The 18,609-nt window shown below is 48.8% G+C and carries 18 protein-coding genes and 1 pseudogene; 7 read left to right on the forward strand and 12 right to left on the reverse strand.

Annotated features, from left to right (window positions below):
* Positions 1-124: 124 nt before the first annotated feature.
* A complete protein-coding gene (locus tag AC6R0S_RS14920) occupies positions 125-325 on the forward strand; it encodes a DUF2986 domain-containing protein (protein ID WP_500627677.1) in 201 nt (66 codons plus the stop codon).
* Here the strand turns inward: AC6R0S_RS14920 and AC6R0S_RS14925 are convergent.
* The 6 genes from AC6R0S_RS14925 to nirB all read right to left on the reverse strand — a co-directional run bounded on the left by AC6R0S_RS14925 (position 311) and on the right by nirB (position 6,164).
* Complete coding sequence (locus tag AC6R0S_RS14925) at positions 311-790, reverse strand: LabA-like NYN domain-containing protein (protein ID WP_500638248.1); 480 nt, start codon at positions 788-790, stop codon at positions 311-313. The genes AC6R0S_RS14920 and AC6R0S_RS14925 overlap by 15 nt on opposite strands.
* Before the next feature lie 136 nt (positions 791-926).
* On the reverse strand, positions 927-1,316 hold the full coding sequence (locus AC6R0S_RS14930) for a glycine zipper family protein (protein ID WP_500633341.1): 390 nt from the start codon (positions 1,314-1,316) through the stop codon (positions 927-929).
* Positions 1,317-1,396: 80 nt separating this feature from the next.
* Entirely contained in the window at positions 1,397-2,173 is a 777-nt protein-coding gene (cobA, locus tag AC6R0S_RS14935; protein ID WP_500627674.1) for a uroporphyrinogen-III C-methyltransferase, read from the reverse strand.
* A 103-nt stretch (positions 2,174-2,276) separates the two neighbouring features.
* Positions 2,277-3,131: a formate/nitrite transporter family protein gene (locus tag AC6R0S_RS14940; RefSeq protein WP_500638249.1), complete on the reverse strand. Its 855-nt coding sequence runs from the start codon at positions 3,129-3,131 to the stop codon at positions 2,277-2,279.
* Between the two features lie 119 nt (positions 3,132-3,250).
* Positions 3,251-3,574, reverse strand: coding sequence for a nitrite reductase small subunit NirD (gene nirD, locus AC6R0S_RS14945; protein WP_334552280.1), 324 nt, complete (start codon positions 3,572-3,574; stop codon positions 3,251-3,253).
* Between the two features lie 16 nt (positions 3,575-3,590).
* Complete coding sequence (nirB, locus tag AC6R0S_RS14950) at positions 3,591-6,164, reverse strand: nitrite reductase large subunit NirB (RefSeq protein WP_500638250.1); 2,574 nt, start codon at positions 6,162-6,164, stop codon at positions 3,591-3,593.
* Between the two features lie 298 nt (positions 6,165-6,462).
* Between nirB and AC6R0S_RS14955 the strand changes: the two genes are divergently transcribed.
* Positions 6,463-7,503, forward strand: a complete 1,041-nt coding sequence (locus AC6R0S_RS14955; protein ID WP_500631135.1) for a GGDEF domain-containing protein — start codon at positions 6,463-6,465, stop codon at positions 7,501-7,503.
* A 5-nt stretch (positions 7,504-7,508) separates the two neighbouring features.
* Here AC6R0S_RS14955 and AC6R0S_RS14960 read toward each other — a convergent pair whose 3' ends face one another.
* The 3 genes from AC6R0S_RS14960 to AC6R0S_RS14970 are packed head-to-tail and all read right to left on the reverse strand — an operon-like array spanning position 7,509 to position 10,525.
* Positions 7,509-8,177, reverse strand: a complete 669-nt coding sequence (locus AC6R0S_RS14960) for a DUF2726 domain-containing protein (protein WP_500629772.1) — start codon at positions 8,175-8,177, stop codon at positions 7,509-7,511.
* A gap of 45 nt (positions 8,178-8,222) precedes the next feature.
* Complete coding sequence (locus AC6R0S_RS14965; protein WP_500633337.1) at positions 8,223-8,912, reverse strand: response regulator; 690 nt, start codon at positions 8,910-8,912, stop codon at positions 8,223-8,225.
* Complete coding sequence (locus tag AC6R0S_RS14970) at positions 8,909-10,525, reverse strand: ATP-binding protein (RefSeq protein WP_500631137.1); 1,617 nt, start codon at positions 10,523-10,525, stop codon at positions 8,909-8,911. The genes AC6R0S_RS14965 and AC6R0S_RS14970 overlap by 4 nt, the downstream gene beginning before the upstream one ends.
* Positions 10,526-10,923: 398 nt before the next feature.
* Here AC6R0S_RS14970 and AC6R0S_RS14975 point away from each other — a divergent pair, with 398 nt between their 5' ends.
* Both AC6R0S_RS14975 and AC6R0S_RS14980 read left to right on the forward strand, forming a co-directional pair.
* On the forward strand, positions 10,924-11,148 hold the full coding sequence (locus AC6R0S_RS14975) for a hypothetical protein (RefSeq protein ID WP_500631138.1): 225 nt from the start codon (positions 10,924-10,926) through the stop codon (positions 11,146-11,148).
* Between the two features lie 93 nt (positions 11,149-11,241).
* Positions 11,242-11,781: a lipocalin family protein gene (locus tag AC6R0S_RS14980; protein WP_500631139.1), complete on the forward strand. Its 540-nt coding sequence runs from the start codon at positions 11,242-11,244 to the stop codon at positions 11,779-11,781.
* On the opposite strand, the pseudogene AC6R0S_RS14985 reads toward AC6R0S_RS14980, so the two are convergent.
* Together AC6R0S_RS14985 and AC6R0S_RS14990 are read right to left on the reverse strand one after the other, a co-directional pair.
* A pseudogene (locus tag AC6R0S_RS14985) lies at positions 11,746-12,526 on the reverse strand (MBL fold metallo-hydrolase). The gene AC6R0S_RS14980 and the pseudogene AC6R0S_RS14985 overlap by 36 nt on opposite strands.
* A gap of 144 nt (positions 12,527-12,670) precedes the next feature.
* Positions 12,671-13,627, reverse strand: a complete 957-nt coding sequence (locus AC6R0S_RS14990; RefSeq protein ID WP_500638251.1) for a lactate/malate family dehydrogenase — start codon at positions 13,625-13,627, stop codon at positions 12,671-12,673.
* Positions 13,628-13,873: 246 nt separating this feature from the next.
* Here AC6R0S_RS14990 and AC6R0S_RS14995 point away from each other — a divergent pair, with 246 nt between their 5' ends.
* The 3 genes from AC6R0S_RS14995 (at position 13,874) to AC6R0S_RS15005 (ending at position 16,548) form a co-directional block, all read left to right on the forward strand.
* Positions 13,874-14,575, forward strand: a complete 702-nt coding sequence (locus AC6R0S_RS14995; RefSeq protein WP_500631142.1) for a glycerophosphodiester phosphodiesterase — start codon at positions 13,874-13,876, stop codon at positions 14,573-14,575.
* Between the two features lie 260 nt (positions 14,576-14,835).
* Entirely contained in the window at positions 14,836-15,228 is a 393-nt protein-coding gene (locus AC6R0S_RS15000) for a hypothetical protein (RefSeq protein ID WP_500631176.1), read from the forward strand.
* A 216-nt stretch (positions 15,229-15,444) separates the two neighbouring features.
* Positions 15,445-16,548, forward strand: a complete 1,104-nt coding sequence (locus AC6R0S_RS15005; protein ID WP_500631143.1) for a phosphoribosylaminoimidazolesuccinocarboxamide synthase — start codon at positions 15,445-15,447, stop codon at positions 16,546-16,548.
* 96 nt (positions 16,549-16,644) lie between these two features.
* Here AC6R0S_RS15005 and AC6R0S_RS15010 read toward each other — a convergent pair whose 3' ends face one another.
* Positions 16,645-18,528 (reverse strand): methyl-accepting chemotaxis protein, encoded by a 1,884-nt coding sequence (locus AC6R0S_RS15010; RefSeq protein ID WP_500638252.1) that lies wholly within the window; start codon positions 18,526-18,528, stop codon positions 16,645-16,647.
* Positions 18,529-18,609: the final 81 nt, after the last annotated feature.

Genomic DNA, 18,609 nt, shown 5'->3' on the forward strand with positions numbered 1-18,609 from the left:
GGTTAATCTTGATGCTGAAACTATCATTACGAGTGATAATTCAACCATTCAAATGACGGGGGAGTCTTGCAGCGTAGATGGAATCTGCTAGGATGTGCGCCCTCTACTCGATAAAGTGTTCACCATGAATCGTAAAAAACGCATCAACCAGATTTTGAAGTCAAAACAGAAAAAAGCGAACGCTAAGTTGCACAAAAGCAACAAGCCGCGTTACATCTCTAAAGCCGAGCGCGCCAAGCTTGAAAACGGGGAAGAGAACGCAACCCAAGTATCAGATAATGAGACTGAGCAGAGCGCAGCCGATTCAGAATCAGCGACGCAGTAATAGATCGTGGTCGATGGCGATGAATCGGTCACTCGCCTCTATCAAGCTTTGGGCTGTCAGTGCCTCGACACCGTAAACGTCAACGGGCGTATTAAAACGCTGCTTAATACGCTCCAGCAACAAGGTAAAATCCCCATCCCCTGACAACAGAACGACTCTATCGACTTGGGCCGCCGCCTCATAGACATCGAGCGCGATACCCACATCCCAATCCCCTTTCGCACTGCCATCTTGACGCTGGATAAAAGGTTTTAACTTCACATCAAACCCGATACCACGCAAGATATGGTGGAACTGGCGTTGTTTAGGATCATGAGAAGCGATGGCGTAAGCATGGGCGATCGACACTTGACGCCCTTGTGTCGCAACGTACCAAAATTGGTTGTAATCGAAGTGAGCGCGGAACTGCGCGCGCGTGGTGTAATAGATGTTTTGCACATCCACAAAGAGTGCGATGGTTTCCATCAAGTGCATCCAACCTGGTGATTTAGCAATGGTTCGGCACTGTAACAGAATTCGATGAGGTTGAGAAATCGGTCTATTGGCAATAACAATAGCGGCAGAGAGCCCTGCCGCTATTGCTCGTCTAGCCAACGAGTTGTTAATTTAATACGGTGTAGCCACGGTTGGTCATGCAGTTACGCATCACGGTTTGGCGTTCAGCTTCATAGTTTTTCTGGTTTTCACGGCGATCTTTACTGCCACCAAGCACACCAACCGCTAAGCCCACGCCAGCGCCCTTCTTCGCACCTTCCGAACCTGAACCACCAGCGATTGCCGTACCCGCCGCGCCCAGCGCTGCGCCTTTGGCTGCACCACCGACAGCACCACGTGATTGGGTGTCTTTTTGCACTTGATTGGCCAACTCTTCACATTGATGCTTATCGTAGATGAAGTCTTTCTCATCAACGCCGTTTTTATCAATAATCAAATTGGCGTTTGCGCCGGCTGCCATGATAAGGGTGGCAAATAACGTGGTCATTCGTTTCATCGTTGCTCCAACAAAGCGTTCGCGTTTATTCGTTGTTAAGGAGAATAAGCAGCCCTGCGCCGCTTCACTAGGAATAACGATTATTCCGTCTTATTTTCTGGTGCAAACCAATGCAATGAACGATGCAATTGTGTGACGCTGCCGACCACAATCAGCGCGGGGCTCACGGCTTGTTCGCCTAGACTCGCCAGATCTGCGAGTTTACCCGTTAAGACACGCTGCTCTTTACGAGTGCCGTTTTCGATGATGGCGCAGGGCATGTCGACATCCATACCCTGCTCAATAAGATTGGCCTGAATGTGGCGACACTGTTTTAAGCCCATATAAAAGACTAACGTGTTGTTGGGCTGTGCCAGCGCGGACCATTGAATCTCTTGTCCATTCTGTTGAACATGACCGGTAATAAACTGCACGCTCTGGGCATGGTCTCGGTGCGTCAAAGGAATCCCCGCGTAAGAGGTCGCACCTGCGGCGGCGGTGATGCCCGGCACCACTTCAAATGAGATATAGTGTTCGGCGAGCGCTTCCAACTCTTCGCCACCACGGCCAAAGATGAATGAGTCACCACCTTTAAGGCGCACGACACGTTTTCCTTGCTGGGCTTTTTCGACCAAGATTTGATTAATTTGATCTTGCGGTACACAGTGAAAATCGAGCTGTTTACCCACGTAAATCCGCTCTGCCTCAGGGTTAGCGATGGCGAGGATCTCCTCTGACACCAATCGGTCGTAAACCAAGACCTCCGCTTGCTGGATAACTCGATACCCTTTCACTGTCAGCAAATCCGGATCGCCCGGGCCCGCTCCGACCAAAGAGACAAAACCACCTTGATTTGTGTTAACGGCGTTTGTAGACATAGCCACCACTCTTAAAAATTCACGATAAAAAGTGACAATCGCTCTATTGAAATCATCACTTGTTGTCGAAATTCAGCCCCGCGGAGAGCGGGGCTGAGTGACATTATTTCGCGTTCAATACCGGAGTTGCTTGCGCGTTCGTCTCTTCTGCGTCAAGCGCTGGCGCTGTTTTCGCGTGAGTGAGATAGAGAGGGATGCAGGTAAACACAAGGCCACCGACAATGTTACCTAAAATCGTTGGGATTAGGTTAAAATTTAACCATGTCGCGACACCAAAATCCGCACCCAGCATCATACCTAGCGGGAATAGGAACATATTTACTACTGCGTGCTCGAATACTAGCGCGAAGAAAATAAAGATAGGGAACCACATAGCGGCGATACGACCACTCAAACGGCGTGCGGTCATGTTACCAATCACACCGAGACACACCATGAGGTTACACAAAATGCCGCGCACGAAGCAGGTGATCCAACCATCCATACCTAATGATTCAAAACCCGCCGAGCGTGCTGTTGATGCATTGATGATGGTTTTAGCGACGGCGCCGCCATCATTGGTGAAGTTGGAGGTCAGTGACAGTGCAATGATGGAAGCGATGAAGATAGAGCCTACTAGGTTGCCTAGGCCAACAAGCCCCCAACAGCGAAGTACGCGGCCCCAGGTGATGCCTGGACGGTTCTCAAATTTCGCTAGCGGCGCTAAGCCAAAGACACCGGTAACCAAGTCGTAACCCATAATACTCAAAATCACAAAGCCCACAGGGAACACCATCGCCCCGACTACACCCAATCCAGTCTGGGTAATGGTGGTGAGCGCTAGGACAACCGCCAGTGACAGGATAATACCCGCCATAAAGCCACGGATAAGTAAATCTCGCGTATGGGTGTTGGTTTTCGCTTCACCAACGTTGATCATCGTTTGCACGAATTCAGCAGGCTTGAAATCAAACATCATTGTCTCTCCATAAAGTTTAAAAATAAAAGTGAATAGGGAAAGGCTCCCAGCTGTCGCAGCCCTGCGCCAACAGGGAACCTTTAATCTATTGACTCTAAGAAAGAAAGTAAGCGATAACGCTAGCCCTCAATCTCTACCGCCCCTTTCACGACGCGGGCATTAAACGCTTTGACACTGAAGCGCTCATCTTCCATACACACGCCCGTTGCTAGGTTGAAATGCTGCTTTTTCAGTGGACTTGCCACCCAAAGCTCGCCTTTGTGCTCACCGATAAGGCCGCGTGATAACACGTTGGAGCGCGCGAAGGGATCCATGTTGCTGATAGCAAACACCTCTTCCGCTTCTGACGGACGAAAGATTGCCACTTGTTGCTCCTTCACTAGCGCACATACGCCCGTGCCTGGGATGATGTCTGTGATGTCACATACTTTTTCAAATGCCATGATGACGACTCCGCTCTTATTCAGTCACTGCTACGTGAAGGATGTCGCCCTTTATTTTCGAGGAGACGGATTCAGGGTGTTTTTCGGTGTAAGTGGCTGGGCGGTGCTGAGCACGCTCATCAACAAACACGACGTTGTTATCACGCTTATCTGAGTTGATGAAGTGTGAGAAGCGTTTTAACTGCGACTTATCGTTGATGGTATCCGTCCACTCGCAACGGAACGCTTCAACCAATTTCGCCACGTCCGTTTCTAGCTGTTCGTTGATACCCAGTTTGTCATTGACAATCACTTCACGCAGGTAATCAACGCCACCTTCCATGTTCTCTAGCCATACTGATGTGCGCTGTAGTGGCGCAGCCGTACGGATGTAGAACATCATGAAACGGTCGATGTACTTGATTAGCGTTGCTTCGTCTAGGTCACTTGCTAGCAGGTCAGCGTGACGTGGCTTCATACCCCCGTTACCACAGACGTACATGTTCCAACCTGCATCAGTCGCGATGATGCCAAGGTCTTTACCTTGCGCTTCCGCACACTCACGCGTACAGCCAGAGACACCGAACTTCATCTTGTGTGGCGTACGGATGCCTTTGTAGCGGTTCTCGATCATCACGCCTAGCCCAACTGAATCTTGAACACCGTAGCGACACCAAGTGGAGCCCACGCAAGTCTTGGCCATACGCAGTGCTTTGGCGTACGCTTGACCGGTTTCGTAGCCTGCGGCAATCAGCTTCTTCCAAATGGCCGGAAGGTCATCTTTTTGCGCGCCAAATAGACCGATACGCTGCGCGCCCGTCACTTTGGTGTAAAGGTTGTATTCTGCTGCCACTTCAGCCAATACTTTCAATGCTTCTGGTGTGACTTCACCACCCGCCATACGAGGGATAACCGAGTAAGTACCGTCTTTTTGCATGTTACCTAGGAAGTTATCGTTGGTATCGTGCAGCTTAACCTGTTGTGGTTTAAGGATGTGCTCACCCCAGCAAGAAGCCAGAATAGACCCGACTGCAGGTTTACACACTTCACAGCCATAGCCTTGACCATACTTCTCAAGAAGTTCATCAAACGTTTTGATCTCTTCGATGCGAATCAGGTGGAACAGCTCTTGGCGTGAATAAGCGAAGTGCTCACAGATATCGTTCTTCACTTCGATACCAGATTTAGCCAGCTCAGCATTAAGCACTGAAGTCACAAGTGGGATACAACCACCACAGCCAGTACCTGCACCTGTTGCCGCTTTAATGTCAGCAATCGTGTGGTGTCCGTCAGCAACTGCTTGTGCCACTTTGCCTTTTGTCACGTCGAAACATGAACAGATAACCGCACTTTCTGGTAGCGCGTCTGCGCCCAGTGTTGGCTTCTCTGCGCCTGCGTGCGCTGGAAGGATAAGCGTATCTGGATGTTCTGGTAGGTCGATTTCGTTGAGCATAAGCTGAAGAAGGTCGCCATAGTCAGACGTATCGCCAACCATTACTGCACCAAGAAGCTTCTTGTTATCTTCAGAAACGATCAGACGCTTGTAAACTTCTTGCTCTTCATTTTGGTAAACGTAGCTCTTACAACCCGCCGTGCGACCGTTGGCATCGCCGATAGAACCGACTTTCACGCCCAGCAGTTTCAGTTTGGCCGACATGTCAGCACCTTCAAACTTGCTGTCGTTACCAAGCAGGTGATCAACCGCGACCGTTGCCATCTTGTAACCTGGCGCCACTAAGCCGTAGAACATATCGTTCCAAGAGGCGCACTCACCGATGGCATAGATGTTTTCATCAGACGTTTGTGAGTAGTCGTTGATCGCGATACCACCACGCGGTGCAACCTCTAACTCCATTTGACGAGCGAGCTTGTCTTGTGGACGGATACCCGCAGAGAAAACAATAAAGTCAGTCTCAAGCTCAGTGCCATCGGCAAAACGCATCACGTTACGTGCATTTTTGCCTTCTGGTGCAATCTCAAGTGTGTTTTTGCTGGTGTGAACGTTCACGCCCATGCTTTCAATTTTGTTACGCAGTTGGTCGCCGCCCGCTTGATCGAGCTGCTCAGCCATCAACTTAGATGCAAACTCAACGACGTGTGTTTCAACGCCGAGCGCCTTCAATGCGCCTGCCGCTTCAAGGCCAAGTAGACCGCCGCCGATAACCACACCGACTTTGCTCTTCTTCGCACAAGCTTCAATCGCTTTTAGATCTTCAATGGTGCGGTAAACAAAGCAATCTTTGCTTTCGCGACCTTTAATGGGTGGCACAAATGGGAAAGATCCCGTCGCCATAATCAGCTTGTCGTACTGAATTTCACGGCCAGAGCTTGAATAGACGGTGCGTTTGTCTCGGTTGACATTAATTGCGCGCTCACCGAGCAAGACGTTGATCGCGTGTTTTTCGTAGAAACCTTCTTTAACGAGAGAGAGTTCTTGCGCGGTATGGTGAGAAAAGTAAGAAGAAAGGTGGACACGGTCATAGGCAACACGAGGCTCTTCGCAAAAAACCGTGATGTCAAACTGTGAGATATCCGTCTTATCGACCAAATCTTCCAGATAACGATGGCCAACCATGCCGTTGCCGACGATGACCAGTTTCAACTTGCTCATAATACTTCCTAAGAGTTAGGTGCTTATATCTGAGCGCATTGTTTATCGGTTGGCTGATTTATTTCATGACGTAAATCAATTCAAAAATCAAACTACCCTAAAGGGGTAGAGGTGAACTACAGTGTATTCAAACACCTATTTGCCATTTATGCTTTGAGATCACACTAACACTGTAACAGTGCACCTAATTTCATTTCCATTAGTGTGATCTTACTTCACGCCTGAACTTGATTAGTGAAATTAATGGCATAATATGTCTATTAATCAAACAAAAGTATAATAAAACAGCGGTTAACAGATGGCTTCAGGGAACGAACTCGATATTTTTCGACCGTCGCGGCAATTGCGACGGGCAACGTTATTTTGGCTTAGTTTAGTGTTGGCCGCCATGTCGATGCTGGTGGCCATTGTGAACGTCTATGTTGGTCCGTTTTATACGCTTGCCTACATAGAAGCGATGTTTTGCACCTTCTCTCTTTACGTGGGTTACTGTTGCTATCATGGCAGGCACTCGAACACCTTAGCAGTGCTCTACATTTATAGCGTGGTGGCCATCATTAGCATCGCGACCTATAGCCACCCAGTCGCGCACGGTCTGTTTGTGTGGGCGTTCCTTTACCCTGTTCTCTTTTATCTGATTCTTGGTCGTCGACAAGGCTTCATTGCGACGGCGATTGGATTCTCTTTACAGTTGGTGATCATCTGTCAAAAAAACGGCGATACCGCCCTACTTGATTACTTCCACCTCTCGATTAACTTTGCGCTTGCCTTTGCCGCGGTGTGGGTGACTGCGCACGTCTTGGAGGTCAAGCGTAAAACCTCTGAAGCCTCCTTAGGTCACTTGGCGTCACGGGACGCTTTGACGGGTGTCTACAACCGCCATGCGTTGGTGCATAACTTCGAGCGTTATCGTCGTGAGAGTCAAACACTGCCTCTCTCTTTGCTGATCTTAGATTTGGATTACTTTAAGCAGGTCAATGACCAATTTGGCCACGATGTCGGAGATAAGGTGCTGATACAGACGGCGGCACTGATTGATGCCTTAAGCGATGAGCATCTGGTCTATCGCATTGGGGGCGAAGAGTTTTGTGTTGCTCTGCACAACACGGACTTACCGCAGGCGATGCAAAAAGCCGAACAGATTCGCGCCACGATTGAACGTGCAAACTTTCACTCTCGTGAAGAGCCGATTCATTTAACCGTCAGTATTGGGGTTTACCAGTGCGACCACTACCACGATCTTGAAAGTGTGCTGCGTGAAGCCGACAAAGAGCTCTATCGCGCCAAACAAAATGGCCGCAATCAGGTCATGGTATGCAATGAAGCGGCGGCCTCATAGGGCCGCTATTCTGCGGTGTCTGACTCGTCGTCAAACACAACGTTGTAGTTTTCTGTGTAAGTACAGTGAGGTTGACGGCTACAGGTAAAGAAACGCCGACCTTTGAACTCCCCTTGGCTGGCAATCTTGATGTTCATTGGGCTGCCGCAGCGTTTGCAAAAACGCACCTCTTTATCCGATTCAATCAGATCAATATGTGCGGCGAGCAATCGCCGCAGTCTCCCGACTTGATAGCTGTGCTTGACCGATGCACCGATGAGCGGGATCCCGGCAGATTTGCATACGTGCATCAACAGCTTCTGGCGCTCGACCTTACCTTTATTGAGCTCTTTGCCGTCATCGAGCTCAATCACGGCCCGCACATCCAAAGAACGAGGATCGCACACCACATAGTCGAAATAGCTGCGCGCAATGCGGTTGTTGGCGATAAACCACTGTTTTTTGTCGGTGGCTTTGGGCGCTATCACGTTCGCCATGTTCACTTTACTCAACACCACCGCTTGCTGACCAACCGCGCTGATAAGGGCATTGTAAAACGCCGTCTCTTGCATGTTGAGTAGTGCGCCCTTGCGTTTGTAGGCGCTGTCTTTGAGCTCATCTTGCTTAAGAAATCGCTTTTGCACGATGAAAAAGAAGATCACTAGTATCGCAACAACGATGAAAACACTTTCCATTCCATTCACACCAATAGCTTAACTTTTCAATACTTTACCACAACTTCATTCCGCCGCAGCAGATTTGTAGCAGCGCTCAGGACGCCCGACCGTGCCGTAGTTGAGATCCGCCGTCAGCTCACCCGTACTGATTAAATGTTCCAAGTAGCGCCGAGCTGTGGTTCGGCTTGCGCCAATCTGCTCGCCCGCCTCATCCGCGGTCAAACTCTCGACTTGCTTAAACAGTGCACGAATTTTATCCAACGTGACGGCATCAATGCCCTTTGGCAATCGGGCCACATTGGACGTCGCGGGTGTGGATGCTTGCAGCATTTTATCCACTAAGCGTTGATCGATACCGTCACTGTGCGTCAGTTGTTGCTGCCTATCTCGATATTTGCTCAATGCCGCTTCTAAGCGAGAAAAGACGACGGGTTTGAGCAAGTAATCCACCACACCACCGCGCATCGCCTGTTGTAAGGTTTCAACATCGCGCGCCGCCGTGATCAAAATCGCGTCACACTGGCGCTGTTTTGCGCGCAATTCACGCAAAATATCCAACCCCGTTCCATCAGGCAAGTGAACGTCGAGCAGCACGAGATCGGGGGTCAGCAGATCGAGTTGCATGTCTGCCTCCACTTTACTTGTCGCGATACCAATAACCTCAAAGCCGCCCATCTGATCGAGATAACGTTGGTGAAGCTGCGCGATGGCTAAGTCATCTTCCACAATCATGATTCGAATCGCCGAACTCATCCTCGCTCTTCCTTTGGTAAATAGACTGTCATTCTGGTGCCAAAATCCTTGTTATCGGTAATATCTAACTGTCCGTGGTAACGTGTAGAGAGCTCATTCACTAAGTATAATCCGACCCCGCGATTGGATTGGTCTTTACTCGACACGCCGCGCTGAACGAGCTCCTCTTTACTTAGATGTGCCGGTAGGCCGCAACCTTGATCGCTCACCTCAAGAATGATCTCGTTACCATAATCACTGATCGACACTTCTATGATGCGCCTCGATTGGGCTAATTGCCCTTCTTGGCTAATTGCCTCACGCACGGCATCGAACGCGTTATCGATCAAATTACCTAAGATGGTGACTATGTCTTCGGCATTGATTCGCTTTGGTAACGGCTCGAGTCTTGTGCCTTCTTCTACCGTCAACTCTAATCCAAGCTCGCGCGCGCGCTCGGTTTTGCCAAGCAACATGCCCGCGATTAGCGGCTCTTTAACCGTCTCGCGTAAAAATTCGATTAAGACTTGATAATGCTCAGTCTCTTGGCCAATCAATGCAAGCACTCCCTCTAACTCCCCCATTTGCACCATGCCGCTGATGGTGTTGAGCTTGTTTCGATGCTCATGCGTTTGAGAGCGGAGCATCTCTGCGTACTCTTTGGTTTTGGCTAATTGCTCAGTTAAATCGGTGATGTCGTCACGCAAGCGGAAACTGGACACCGCACCGACCACCTGGCCATCCAATATAATCGGGCTGCGATTGGCAATAAGACGTTTATTATTGAGGTAAAGATTGATGTCGTTATCGGTGCGAGCAGTCGTCAACACAGTATGTAAGTCACTGTGTGGCAACACTTCACTGAGTGGCTGATTCAAACATGCCTGTTTATCCAAACCTAAAATTTGGCAGGCACTTTTATTGATTGAGCGCAGTTTACCGGCCCCATCGATACTCAAAATGCCCTCTTTAAGGGTTTCCAGTGTCACATCCAACTCGACATAAAGTCGGCCAATCTCTTCGGGCTCAAACCCCAATATCGCTTTTTGAAAGCGCCGTGATGCATAGCTAGAGACCAAGGCGTTCGCACCGACCACAATCAATGCCATCACAATCAAGAAGAACAGGAATGGTTCAATCCTATCTTGAAGCCGGTCAATCAAATACCCGACAGACACAACGCCGATGATTTCACCGTGCTGATTGAACACCGCCGTTTTACCCCGCACTGAGTAACCCAGTGACCCTTTGGCGAACGAGATGTACGCCTCCCCGTCGACCAAAGCGCGCTTGTTGTCACCACCGCGCATTGGCTTACCAATTCGATCATCGACTGGGTGCACCAAACGCATACCTTGCTTGTCGCCGATCACGATAAACGCGGCGCCAATCAACTGGGTCAAATCACGATAGCGCTGCTGACTTTGCACTTGGCCGGTTTCAATCATTTCAATCACAATCGGTGATTTGGCAAGAAAAGAGGCCACCCCAAGCGCCTTCAAGCCCATCTCTTCTTCTTGCGAATGCTTGATGTAAATAAAGCCGGCGGCCGAGAGCAAGAGCAATTCGATTAGCCCAGATAATGTCATAATCATCAGCATCCGTTTGCGAAAGCTGATACTGCTCCAATTCATACTTTTCCTCACTGCCGATCGCGTGTCGCTGCGATCAAGAGACCTTCCTATAATGAGACATTTTAAGGCTAACATCGATGCCAGTATTGGACGACTGGCGCTCATCCAAACTGTGAATTCCCCAAGTGAATTGAGATCAAAATGCTAATGACTTGGTGATTTTTTAGCCGCAAGGTTGCTTTTTTGAGTTCACTTCATGTTTATTCAGTTATTAACCTCCTTTTCGTTGATTAAGATCAAACCGTTTTTAGAACATTTTATGCACTAAAACCGCATTTGTTTTGTATACTATTTGAACACTCAGTGGTAATCGTCATTGGCTAACCTGCAGCACACCGTTTAAAAGAAGCGACTCACGCACAAGATTCGATGCTGCTCAACAGATAGGAACGTTGGACATGGAAAAGGATATGTACGGCTTCTGCCTTTCAAAAGCGCTACTTTCAAACCATCTCACTGGTACGTTCACTCACGTTCGTGCTTATGAATCTTGCCCTTCTGGTGAACAAGATCGCATCAAACATGCCTACCCCCAATTGTCGGGTAAAGAGCTGCTTGCGACCATGAGCAGCTCGGATCGTCTGCGTTGGCGAGCCGAATTTGTCTGCTTAGACTCAAAATGATCGTCATTACTCGATGAGTGCACCATACTTAAGAGAAACCATCCGGTTTCTCTTTTTGTTTCAATGCACTCTATCCACAACGAGAGGTGTAACATGACCCTTCATCCCCGTATTTTGGCGCTATTTGCGGTACTGATCTCACTGTTGTCAGGTTGTGTTTCGACACCCACCGGCATCGCGCCTGTCAATGAGTTTTCTCTCGAGCGCTATCTTGGCACATGGCATGAGGTTGCTCGGCTTGATCACAGCTTTGAACGGGGCCTCAGCCATGTCAGCGCACAATACTCGCTCAATGATGATGGCAGCGTGCAAGTGATCAATCGTGGCTGGAACGATGAAGATAACCAGTGGAAAGAAGCGATAGGTGTCGCCAAGTTTGTCGATGGAGAGGAGATTGGGCACCTCAAAGTCTCTTTCTTTGGACCGTTTTACGGCAGTTATGTGGTGTTCTATTTAGAAGAGGATTATTCAGCTGCGGTCGTCAGCGGTTACAATCGAGACTATTTATGGATTCTCGCCAGAGAGCCTGATTTGCCTACGTACAAGCTCAATAAATACGTCAGGATTGCCCAATCCGCTGGCTTTGACACAGAACAGTTACTGTTTCCTTTTCATGGTGACCTGAGCGAATAGGCCTTTTAGCACTGCGCGTAACTTGGTTTTTGTTGCCCTCCAGTGCGTTGAGGGAGTGGTGGGCGTGGTCGCGATAAGGTGCCGATAGGCACTCTCATCGAAAGTCACCGAGCCACCATGAGCAACGAGCAAAGTCTCTGGGTTTAGCTTGAAAACCCGCTCGACGGAACGCCGATAATAATTAGGATAAAAGATTGGAAAAGGTGAGATTAGGTGCTGTTTCACTTCCACCATTAAGTCCGCCACATAGAGTAGCCGTGTGGGCTCATGCCACAAAGAGAGGTCCCGATCAGTGTGGCCTGGCGTCCTCTAGAATCGTCCAATCTGGAAATCCAGGTATCTGGTCCCCTTCGTTGACTACGCTATCAGGCTTGAGGTAACGGTCATACCAGAGGTTGACGCGTGCTTTTTTCATTCTGCCCGCTACCCATAATGCGAGTAGCAAGTCAGACAAAAACATCGCCCCACCCGACCACCCTTGATACCAATGGGTCTTTTTGTCGGCAGAAACTATCTGGCACCCCGTTAATGCTCTAAGACGATGCGCCGCACCCGCATGATCGGGGTGCATGTGTGTCACCACAACGACTTTCAGATCGCACAGAGGACGCGCAAGTTGCTGCTCAATGAACTGGCACAAGTAGGTAATGTCGGCTCGACTAGCGCCGTCAAGAAGCAAGAGTTTGTCGGGATACTCAGCGAGATAGATGGTTTGAATATAACCTTCAATGGTATGAATGTGCATAACGCTGCTAATTTAACAATGTATTCACATTATAAATTAGCAGCGTCTTACTCTTGGCAAAGAGTAAAAACTCTAAGCTGTGAGCCCAATCCTCTTTTTCAAGCCAGTAGCGAGACAGGTTGTGATCTTGCAAAGAGTACCCCGTTAACGGGCATTCAAACCTGTTTGCGCCGCCACTTGTTCAACGATTTTCGTGACGTTATCCGCCACCGCATGGAGCGTACTGAGCTCATCTTGAGTAAAGGGATGTTGCAAAATCGCTTGGGCACCATTTTGCCCGACGACGGTTGGCAAACTAAGCACAACATTGTCGAGGCCATAATCCCCTTGTATCAAGGTCGCAACCGGCAACACCGAGCGTTCATTGATCATAATGGCTTGAATAACCCGGAACACACTCGCGGCAATACCGTGTGTGGTGTTTTGCTTGCGCTTAAATATCTCGTAACCCGCTTGCTTGACCGATTCAAGCAGTTCATCCGCGCAAATACGAGGCATTTTGTGTGTATCGCAGTAATAATCTGCAGGTTGTCCGGCGATCGAAATTAAGCTCTTGGGGGTGAAGCAGTTGCTTCCATGCTCACCAAGAACATAACCGAAAACGTTTTTAGGATCTAAGTTGACGCGGTTAGCCACAATACTCATCAAACGTGCGGTATCAATCACACAACCGCTGCTGATCACTTTCTCCGCCGTGTAGCCAGTATTGGTTGCGATAAAGTGTGTGACAATGTCACAAGGGTTGGAGACCACGATGAGTATCGCGTTCGGTGCGACGCGCTCAACATTCCTCGCGATATCAACACCAATTTTGGCGTTGATTTCTGCCAAATCAATTCGAGTCTGCCCCTGCTTAATCTGCGCGCCTGCGGTAATCACGACAATGTCTGCGCCAATCAAACTGAGATAGTCATCGGTCGGCATAATGTGGGTATTTTTTGTGAATGTTAGCGCGGCAGTATGGCGAAAATCGAACGCTTCCCCTTCCGCCCTTGCTAGATTCTGATCCAACAACACCAGTTCACTAATACTGCCCAATGTCAGTAGATAATTACAGACACCCACACCCACTGCGCCAGCGCCGATCACTCCGATCTTCATGCTCTCTTCCTTGTTCCAATCAAATTTAGTGCTCTGGGCGTATTCTAATCGTCTGAAACCTCTTTTTTCCAATTTAATTTTATCTTCAAATTAAATATTAGATAAAAATATCGTTCATGACATAAAAACCAGTAGAGTTAATCGCAATCTGTTGAAAGAGCGAGCACAACTTAGAGATCAAAATGACTACCACATCCACTCAATGACGCGTATTCTCAGACCAAATCACTCCGTTGAGAATCAGATATGCTCATTATTGGCCACCGCGGCGTGGCAGGACACTATCCAGAAAACACCACCGCCAGCATTCAAGCGGCGATAGATCTTGGCCTTACTTGGGTTGAAGTCGATGTGCAGCCTTGCAAAGACGGTCATCTCGTCGTGTGTCACGACCATACTGTTGACCGTTGCTCAAATGGTACAGGCAGAGTCGACACCTTGACCCTCAGTGCGCTCAAACAACTCAATTTTGCGGCGCGCCATGAAGGTCAAGTGACACCACAAACCCTGTTAACCCTTGAAGAGCTACTGACACTTATTGAACCCAGCGACATCAAGCTGAATATTGAAGTGAAAGTTGATACCCACGACGCCCAATCGGTATGCGCGCTATTGGCCTCTACGCTCAATGTGACCTCAATACCGCTAGAGCGCATTATTTTGTCGAGTTTTAGCCATGACGTGATGCGCGAGTTAGCAAAGCAAATTCCTCAGTGTCGACGCGCTTTACTTACCGAGCGATTGAAGCGCAAGGATTGGCGACTTCTCAAAGAGGTGGAGGCGACAGGCTGCAATATTGGCGCAACATGGGCGACCAAGTCTACCGTCTCAAAACTACAAGATGCCGGGTATGAAGTGTGGTGCTACACCATCAATAATCCGAAACGACTCAAACACCTTTCTCAATTGGATGGTATTTTTAGCGACTATCCAGAACGTTTTCTCTAGCACCTCTTCTCACCCTGTTCGCCTCTACTTGGCCTCCTGCTGAGTAGAGTGAGTTACCCATCACATTTTCTGCACCTTTTCAAAGCTCTCATTCAACCTATCAAACCAATATAATTTAACTACTTATCAGATAGTTAGAAAACAAACTCCTTCTATTAATCTACCTGACCCGCTCATTTTGCGCGCAAAAAATGCTTGCGTCTTCGCCACAATAAAACTACTGTATACGCATACAGCATGTATAAAAGGACAGCATTATGATTTCAGTTCAAACACCTCGTCACGGCTACTCAAAGTTTAATGTGTTGGCTCAGTCTACCCAGCCTCTATCTTTGGATGACACCAGCCTTGAACGACTGGCTGATCTGTCACAGCAGAAACAGTGGATTCTATTTACAGGTCAATGCCCACGTCCAGATTTTGCTCAACTGTCCTCACATCAAGTGCGTTGCAATCAAATCATCCACATGAAGCCATCGCAAATTCAGTCGGAAGTCGATATTGTGACCAAAGCGATTCAATCAGGTAACGCCAGTGCGGTGGTTGCCTCAAGTGAGCTCTCTCTTATCGAACAGCGACTATTGAAAGAACTGGCCAAGCAACATCAGTGTGAAGTCTTTTTTGTTGATGCGTCTATGCATCACTACCACTAAATCGAAACCTCACTGCTTCGCCTCCTATCATTGTGATAAGAGGCGTTTCTTTTCGCGGTTTCTTGATTTGAAACCAAGGCCTAACTCATTCAACTTAAAAACAAGCAAACGTTTGCTTTTTATCTGGAACAGAGAAAAAGTTCTGGTATCATGCTCTGCAAATGAAGGGCCTTCATGGCTTATCAACCATTTTTGACAAATTATAGGAATGTCTAAATGAGTCTCGCAGAACAAGTTCTCGCCGTTAATGACGATCTTCCCATCCGCACTGATAAACCGGTTCACAGTGGTAAAGTCCGCTCTGTGTATTGGCTAACCGAAGCCGATAGCCGACGCCTTATCGAAGAAAAAGGTTACGACGTGTCGCCTGACGCACCACTAGCAATTATGGTGATCAGTGACCGTATCTCCGCGTTTGACTGCATTTGGCACGGTGAAGGGAATCTAAAAGGCGTGCCAGGTAAAGGGGCGGCGTTAAACGCCATCTCCAACCACTGGTTCCAACTGTTTAAAGACAATGGGCTCGCAGACAGCCACATTCTCGACATTCCTCACCCATTGGTTTGGATCGTGCAAAAAGCCAAGCCCATCATGATCGAAGCCATCTGCCGCCAATACATCACCGGTTCAATGTGGCGTGCTTACGAAAAAGGTGAGCGCGAGTTTTGTGGTATCACACTACCTGAGGGTTTAGAGAAAGACAAAGCGCTTCCAGAGCTACTTATGACGCCATCCACTAAAGGCATTCTACGTGGCATCCCTGGTGTACCAGAAGCGGACGACGTTAACATCAGTCGCCGCAACATCGAGGAGAACTTTGCCGCGTTTAACTTCTCAAAGCAAAGCGACATCGCGATTTATGAGAAGCTACTCAGTGAAGGCTTTGGCGTCATTAGCTCGGCTTTGGCGAAAGTAGGTCAAGTCTTTGTTGATACCAAATTTGAGTTTGGTTACGTCACCGACGCGGCGGGTCAGGAAAAACTCATCTACATGGATGAAGTGGGGACACCGGACTCTTCACGTATTTGGGATGAAGCACAATACCAAGCCGGCAATATTGTCGAGAACTCAAAAGAAGGGTTCCGCCAGTTCTTGCTTAACCACTTCCCTGACCCAGACATCTTGCTCAATAAAGATCGCATGCCTGAGCGTGAAGCCCTTGCTCGTGACAATGCCCTTCCTCTCTCTGCGTTGATGGACATCTCAAAGACCTACACAGGTATCGCAGAAAAGATCACGGGAAAAGCGATTACGCTCAGCGATAATCCTAAGCAAGAGATCATCGATATTCTTGCCGCAGACTACGGTCTCATTGACTAAGTGACCTGTTCGACTGAAACGACAACGCCCAGCTAAGCTGGGCGTTGTTTTATCTTAACAATGATATCTCTACTTAGTGGCTTTTCATCTCATCGCTTAGAGCTTAAAGCGCTTTATCTCTTGTTCAAGCTCAAGTGAGAGTTCGGAAAGCTGTCTTGCTTGCGCCGCAGCGTCATGCGCTTCATCGGCTAATTCATTGGAGACATCACGAATACCAACCGTATTACGCGTGATTTCTGACGTCACCGAGGCTTGCTCTTCTGCCGCTGAGGCGATCTGAGTCGCCATATCGCTAATACGCTCGACCGCATGTTGAATATCAGTGAGGCTGTGTGCCGCCAAATCCGCGTCTTCAACACTGGTTCCCGCTAATTGTCCACTATCACGCATGATGCCCACCGCTTTTAGCGTGGTGCCTTGCAGCGTCTCAATCATGTGTTGGATCTCTTTGGTCGATGAGTGTGTGCGTTGGCTAAGCACGCGCACTTCATCGGCAACGACTGCGAACCCACGACCCTGCTCACCAGCGCGAGCGGCTTCAATGGCCGCATTCAAGGCGAGCAAATTTGTCTGCTCTGCGATATCTTGAATCGTCGAAAGAATGGTATTGATGCTGTTGCCATGGACTTCTAACTCTTGAATGACTTTTGTCGCCACTTGAACTTCATTAGCCAGGTTCTGAATCGAGCTTTGCGTTTGCACCACTTGTTTACCACCTTGCATACAGGCTGACACCGCTTGGGTAGAGTTCTGCGCTGTGTGGTCCGCGTTGCCGGCAATTTCTTGCGTCGCGGCCGCCATCTCGTTGATGGCTGTGGCGACCATGTTGATCTCATCTTGCTGCAAACGAATTCGTTCACTTCGCTGCGCGGCATTTCGTGCTGTGCTTTTCGATTGCTCAGACAATGAGGCAGACACAAGGCTCAGCTTCGATACCATCGCATGCATATTGCCGACAAACGTATTAAAGTTTGCCGCCAGTTGACCCACCTCATCGTCACTTCTTGGCTCTAGACGCTGAGTTAAATCCCCTTCGCCTGACGCAATGGCTTCCAAGGCGGTCGACACGCGCACTAAGTCGCGAAATAAGAAGCTCACCAACCAAGAGACCAGTGCGATGACCACTGCCGTGATCACCAGTGACGTCACCACCAGCTTGATCATCAACTGATTGAGCGCCGCTTCTTCAGTCGTCACATCCATCTCAATGGCAAAAATCCAAGGGGTGTGGGCAACGGATTTGAAATAGTACAGCTTCTCTTGATTGCCTTGATGTAAACGATGTATCGATCCGTTGTCTGCTGCTTGTTTGATGTCTCGCAAAGATAATCGGTCGAACAACTGACTGACCGGTTTGAGCAGCAAGTTTTTATCAGGATGAGCGAGGAAGTTACCATCTTGTGTATCAATCAACATCGCGTGCGCATTTTTGCCTACATTGAGGTTGATGACGTCGTTAATCAGCTGATCAATCAGCACATCGGCCCCAACCACACCACGTAGCTGCGTACCCTGCGTAATCGGTTGAGCGATCGTCACGAGCAACGCATTAGTGATTGCATCTTGGTAAGCCGTGGTGATCATCTGGCGTCCTGCATTCTTGGCATCAATATACCAAGGTCTGACTCGCGGATCGTAGTCGGCACGATTGCGGTCAGGGTGAGAGCGGAACATCTCTCCCTTCGGTGTGCCGTAGAAAATGTCGTCGAAGCCACCAGCATTGCGTGCTTGTTGCAGATAAGGCACAACATTCTCTTCGCCCACGTATTGATTGAAGGCAGACGCAATATCCTTACGGATCGCTATCCAGTCGGCAATACCGGAGGTCGCCGCATTGGCGATACTTTCTGCACGGTCTTGTACACCTTGATGAGTTTGATTGGCAAGTTGCTGGGCAGACAGCCAAGTCAAGACGCTGGCCATCAAAACAACGGCCGACAAACTAGCAATAATGAGTTTTTGTTTGAGTGATAACTTCATGGTTCGCATTGAGTGAGTAAATAAACATCGCGCGCATTCTATAGGCAAAATAGCACCTATGCACGTGAATTAAATTTCGCT

This window comes from Vibrio sp. R15-SG3-ISO1B (genome assembly GCF_059833835.1).

Bases quoted from the DNA above. Each gene is read 5' to 3' on its own strand.
- AC6R0S_RS14995 (WP_500631142.1), top strand. From the start codon at position 13,874: ATGCTCATTATTGGCCACCGCGGCGTGGCAGGACACTATCCAGAAAAC.
- nirD (WP_334552280.1), bottom strand. From the start codon at position 3,574: ATGGCATTTGAAAAAGTATGTGACATCACAGACATCATCCCAGGCACG.
- AC6R0S_RS14960 (WP_500629772.1), bottom strand. From the start codon at position 8,177: ATGGAAAGTGTTTTCATCGTTGTTGCGATACTAGTGATCTTCTTTTTC.
- AC6R0S_RS14930 (WP_500633341.1), bottom strand. From the start codon at position 1,316: ATGAAACGAATGACCACGTTATTTGCCACCCTTATCATGGCAGCCGGC.
- AC6R0S_RS14955 (WP_500631135.1), top strand. From the start codon at position 6,463: ATGGCTTCAGGGAACGAACTCGATATTTTTCGACCGTCGCGGCAATTG.
- AC6R0S_RS14925 (WP_500638248.1), bottom strand. From the start codon at position 790: ATGGAAACCATCGCACTCTTTGTGGATGTGCAAAACATCTATTACACC.
- AC6R0S_RS14940 (WP_500638249.1), bottom strand. From the start codon at position 3,131: ATGATGTTTGATTTCAAGCCTGCTGAATTCGTGCAAACGATGATCAAC.
- AC6R0S_RS14990 (WP_500638251.1), bottom strand. From the start codon at position 13,627: ATGAAGATCGGAGTGATCGGCGCTGGCGCAGTGGGTGTGGGTGTCTGT.
- AC6R0S_RS15005 (WP_500631143.1), top strand. From the start codon at position 15,445: ATGAGTCTCGCAGAACAAGTTCTCGCCGTTAATGACGATCTTCCCATC.
- cobA (WP_500627674.1), bottom strand. From the start codon at position 2,173: ATGTCTACAAACGCCGTTAACACAAATCAAGGTGGTTTTGTCTCTTTG.
- AC6R0S_RS14970 (WP_500631137.1), bottom strand. From the start codon at position 10,525: ATGAATTGGAGCAGTATCAGCTTTCGCAAACGGATGCTGATGATTATG.
- AC6R0S_RS14920 (WP_500627677.1), top strand. From the start codon at position 125: ATGAATCGTAAAAAACGCATCAACCAGATTTTGAAGTCAAAACAGAAA.
- AC6R0S_RS14975 (WP_500631138.1), top strand. From the start codon at position 10,924: ATGGAAAAGGATATGTACGGCTTCTGCCTTTCAAAAGCGCTACTTTCA.
- nirB (WP_500638250.1), bottom strand. From the start codon at position 6,164: ATGAGCAAGTTGAAACTGGTCATCGTCGGCAACGGCATGGTTGGCCAT.
- AC6R0S_RS15010 (WP_500638252.1), bottom strand. From the start codon at position 18,528: ATGAAGTTATCACTCAAACAAAAACTCATTATTGCTAGTTTGTCGGCC.
- AC6R0S_RS14965 (WP_500633337.1), bottom strand. From the start codon at position 8,912: ATGAGTTCGGCGATTCGAATCATGATTGTGGAAGATGACTTAGCCATC.
- AC6R0S_RS14980 (WP_500631139.1), top strand. From the start codon at position 11,242: ATGACCCTTCATCCCCGTATTTTGGCGCTATTTGCGGTACTGATCTCA.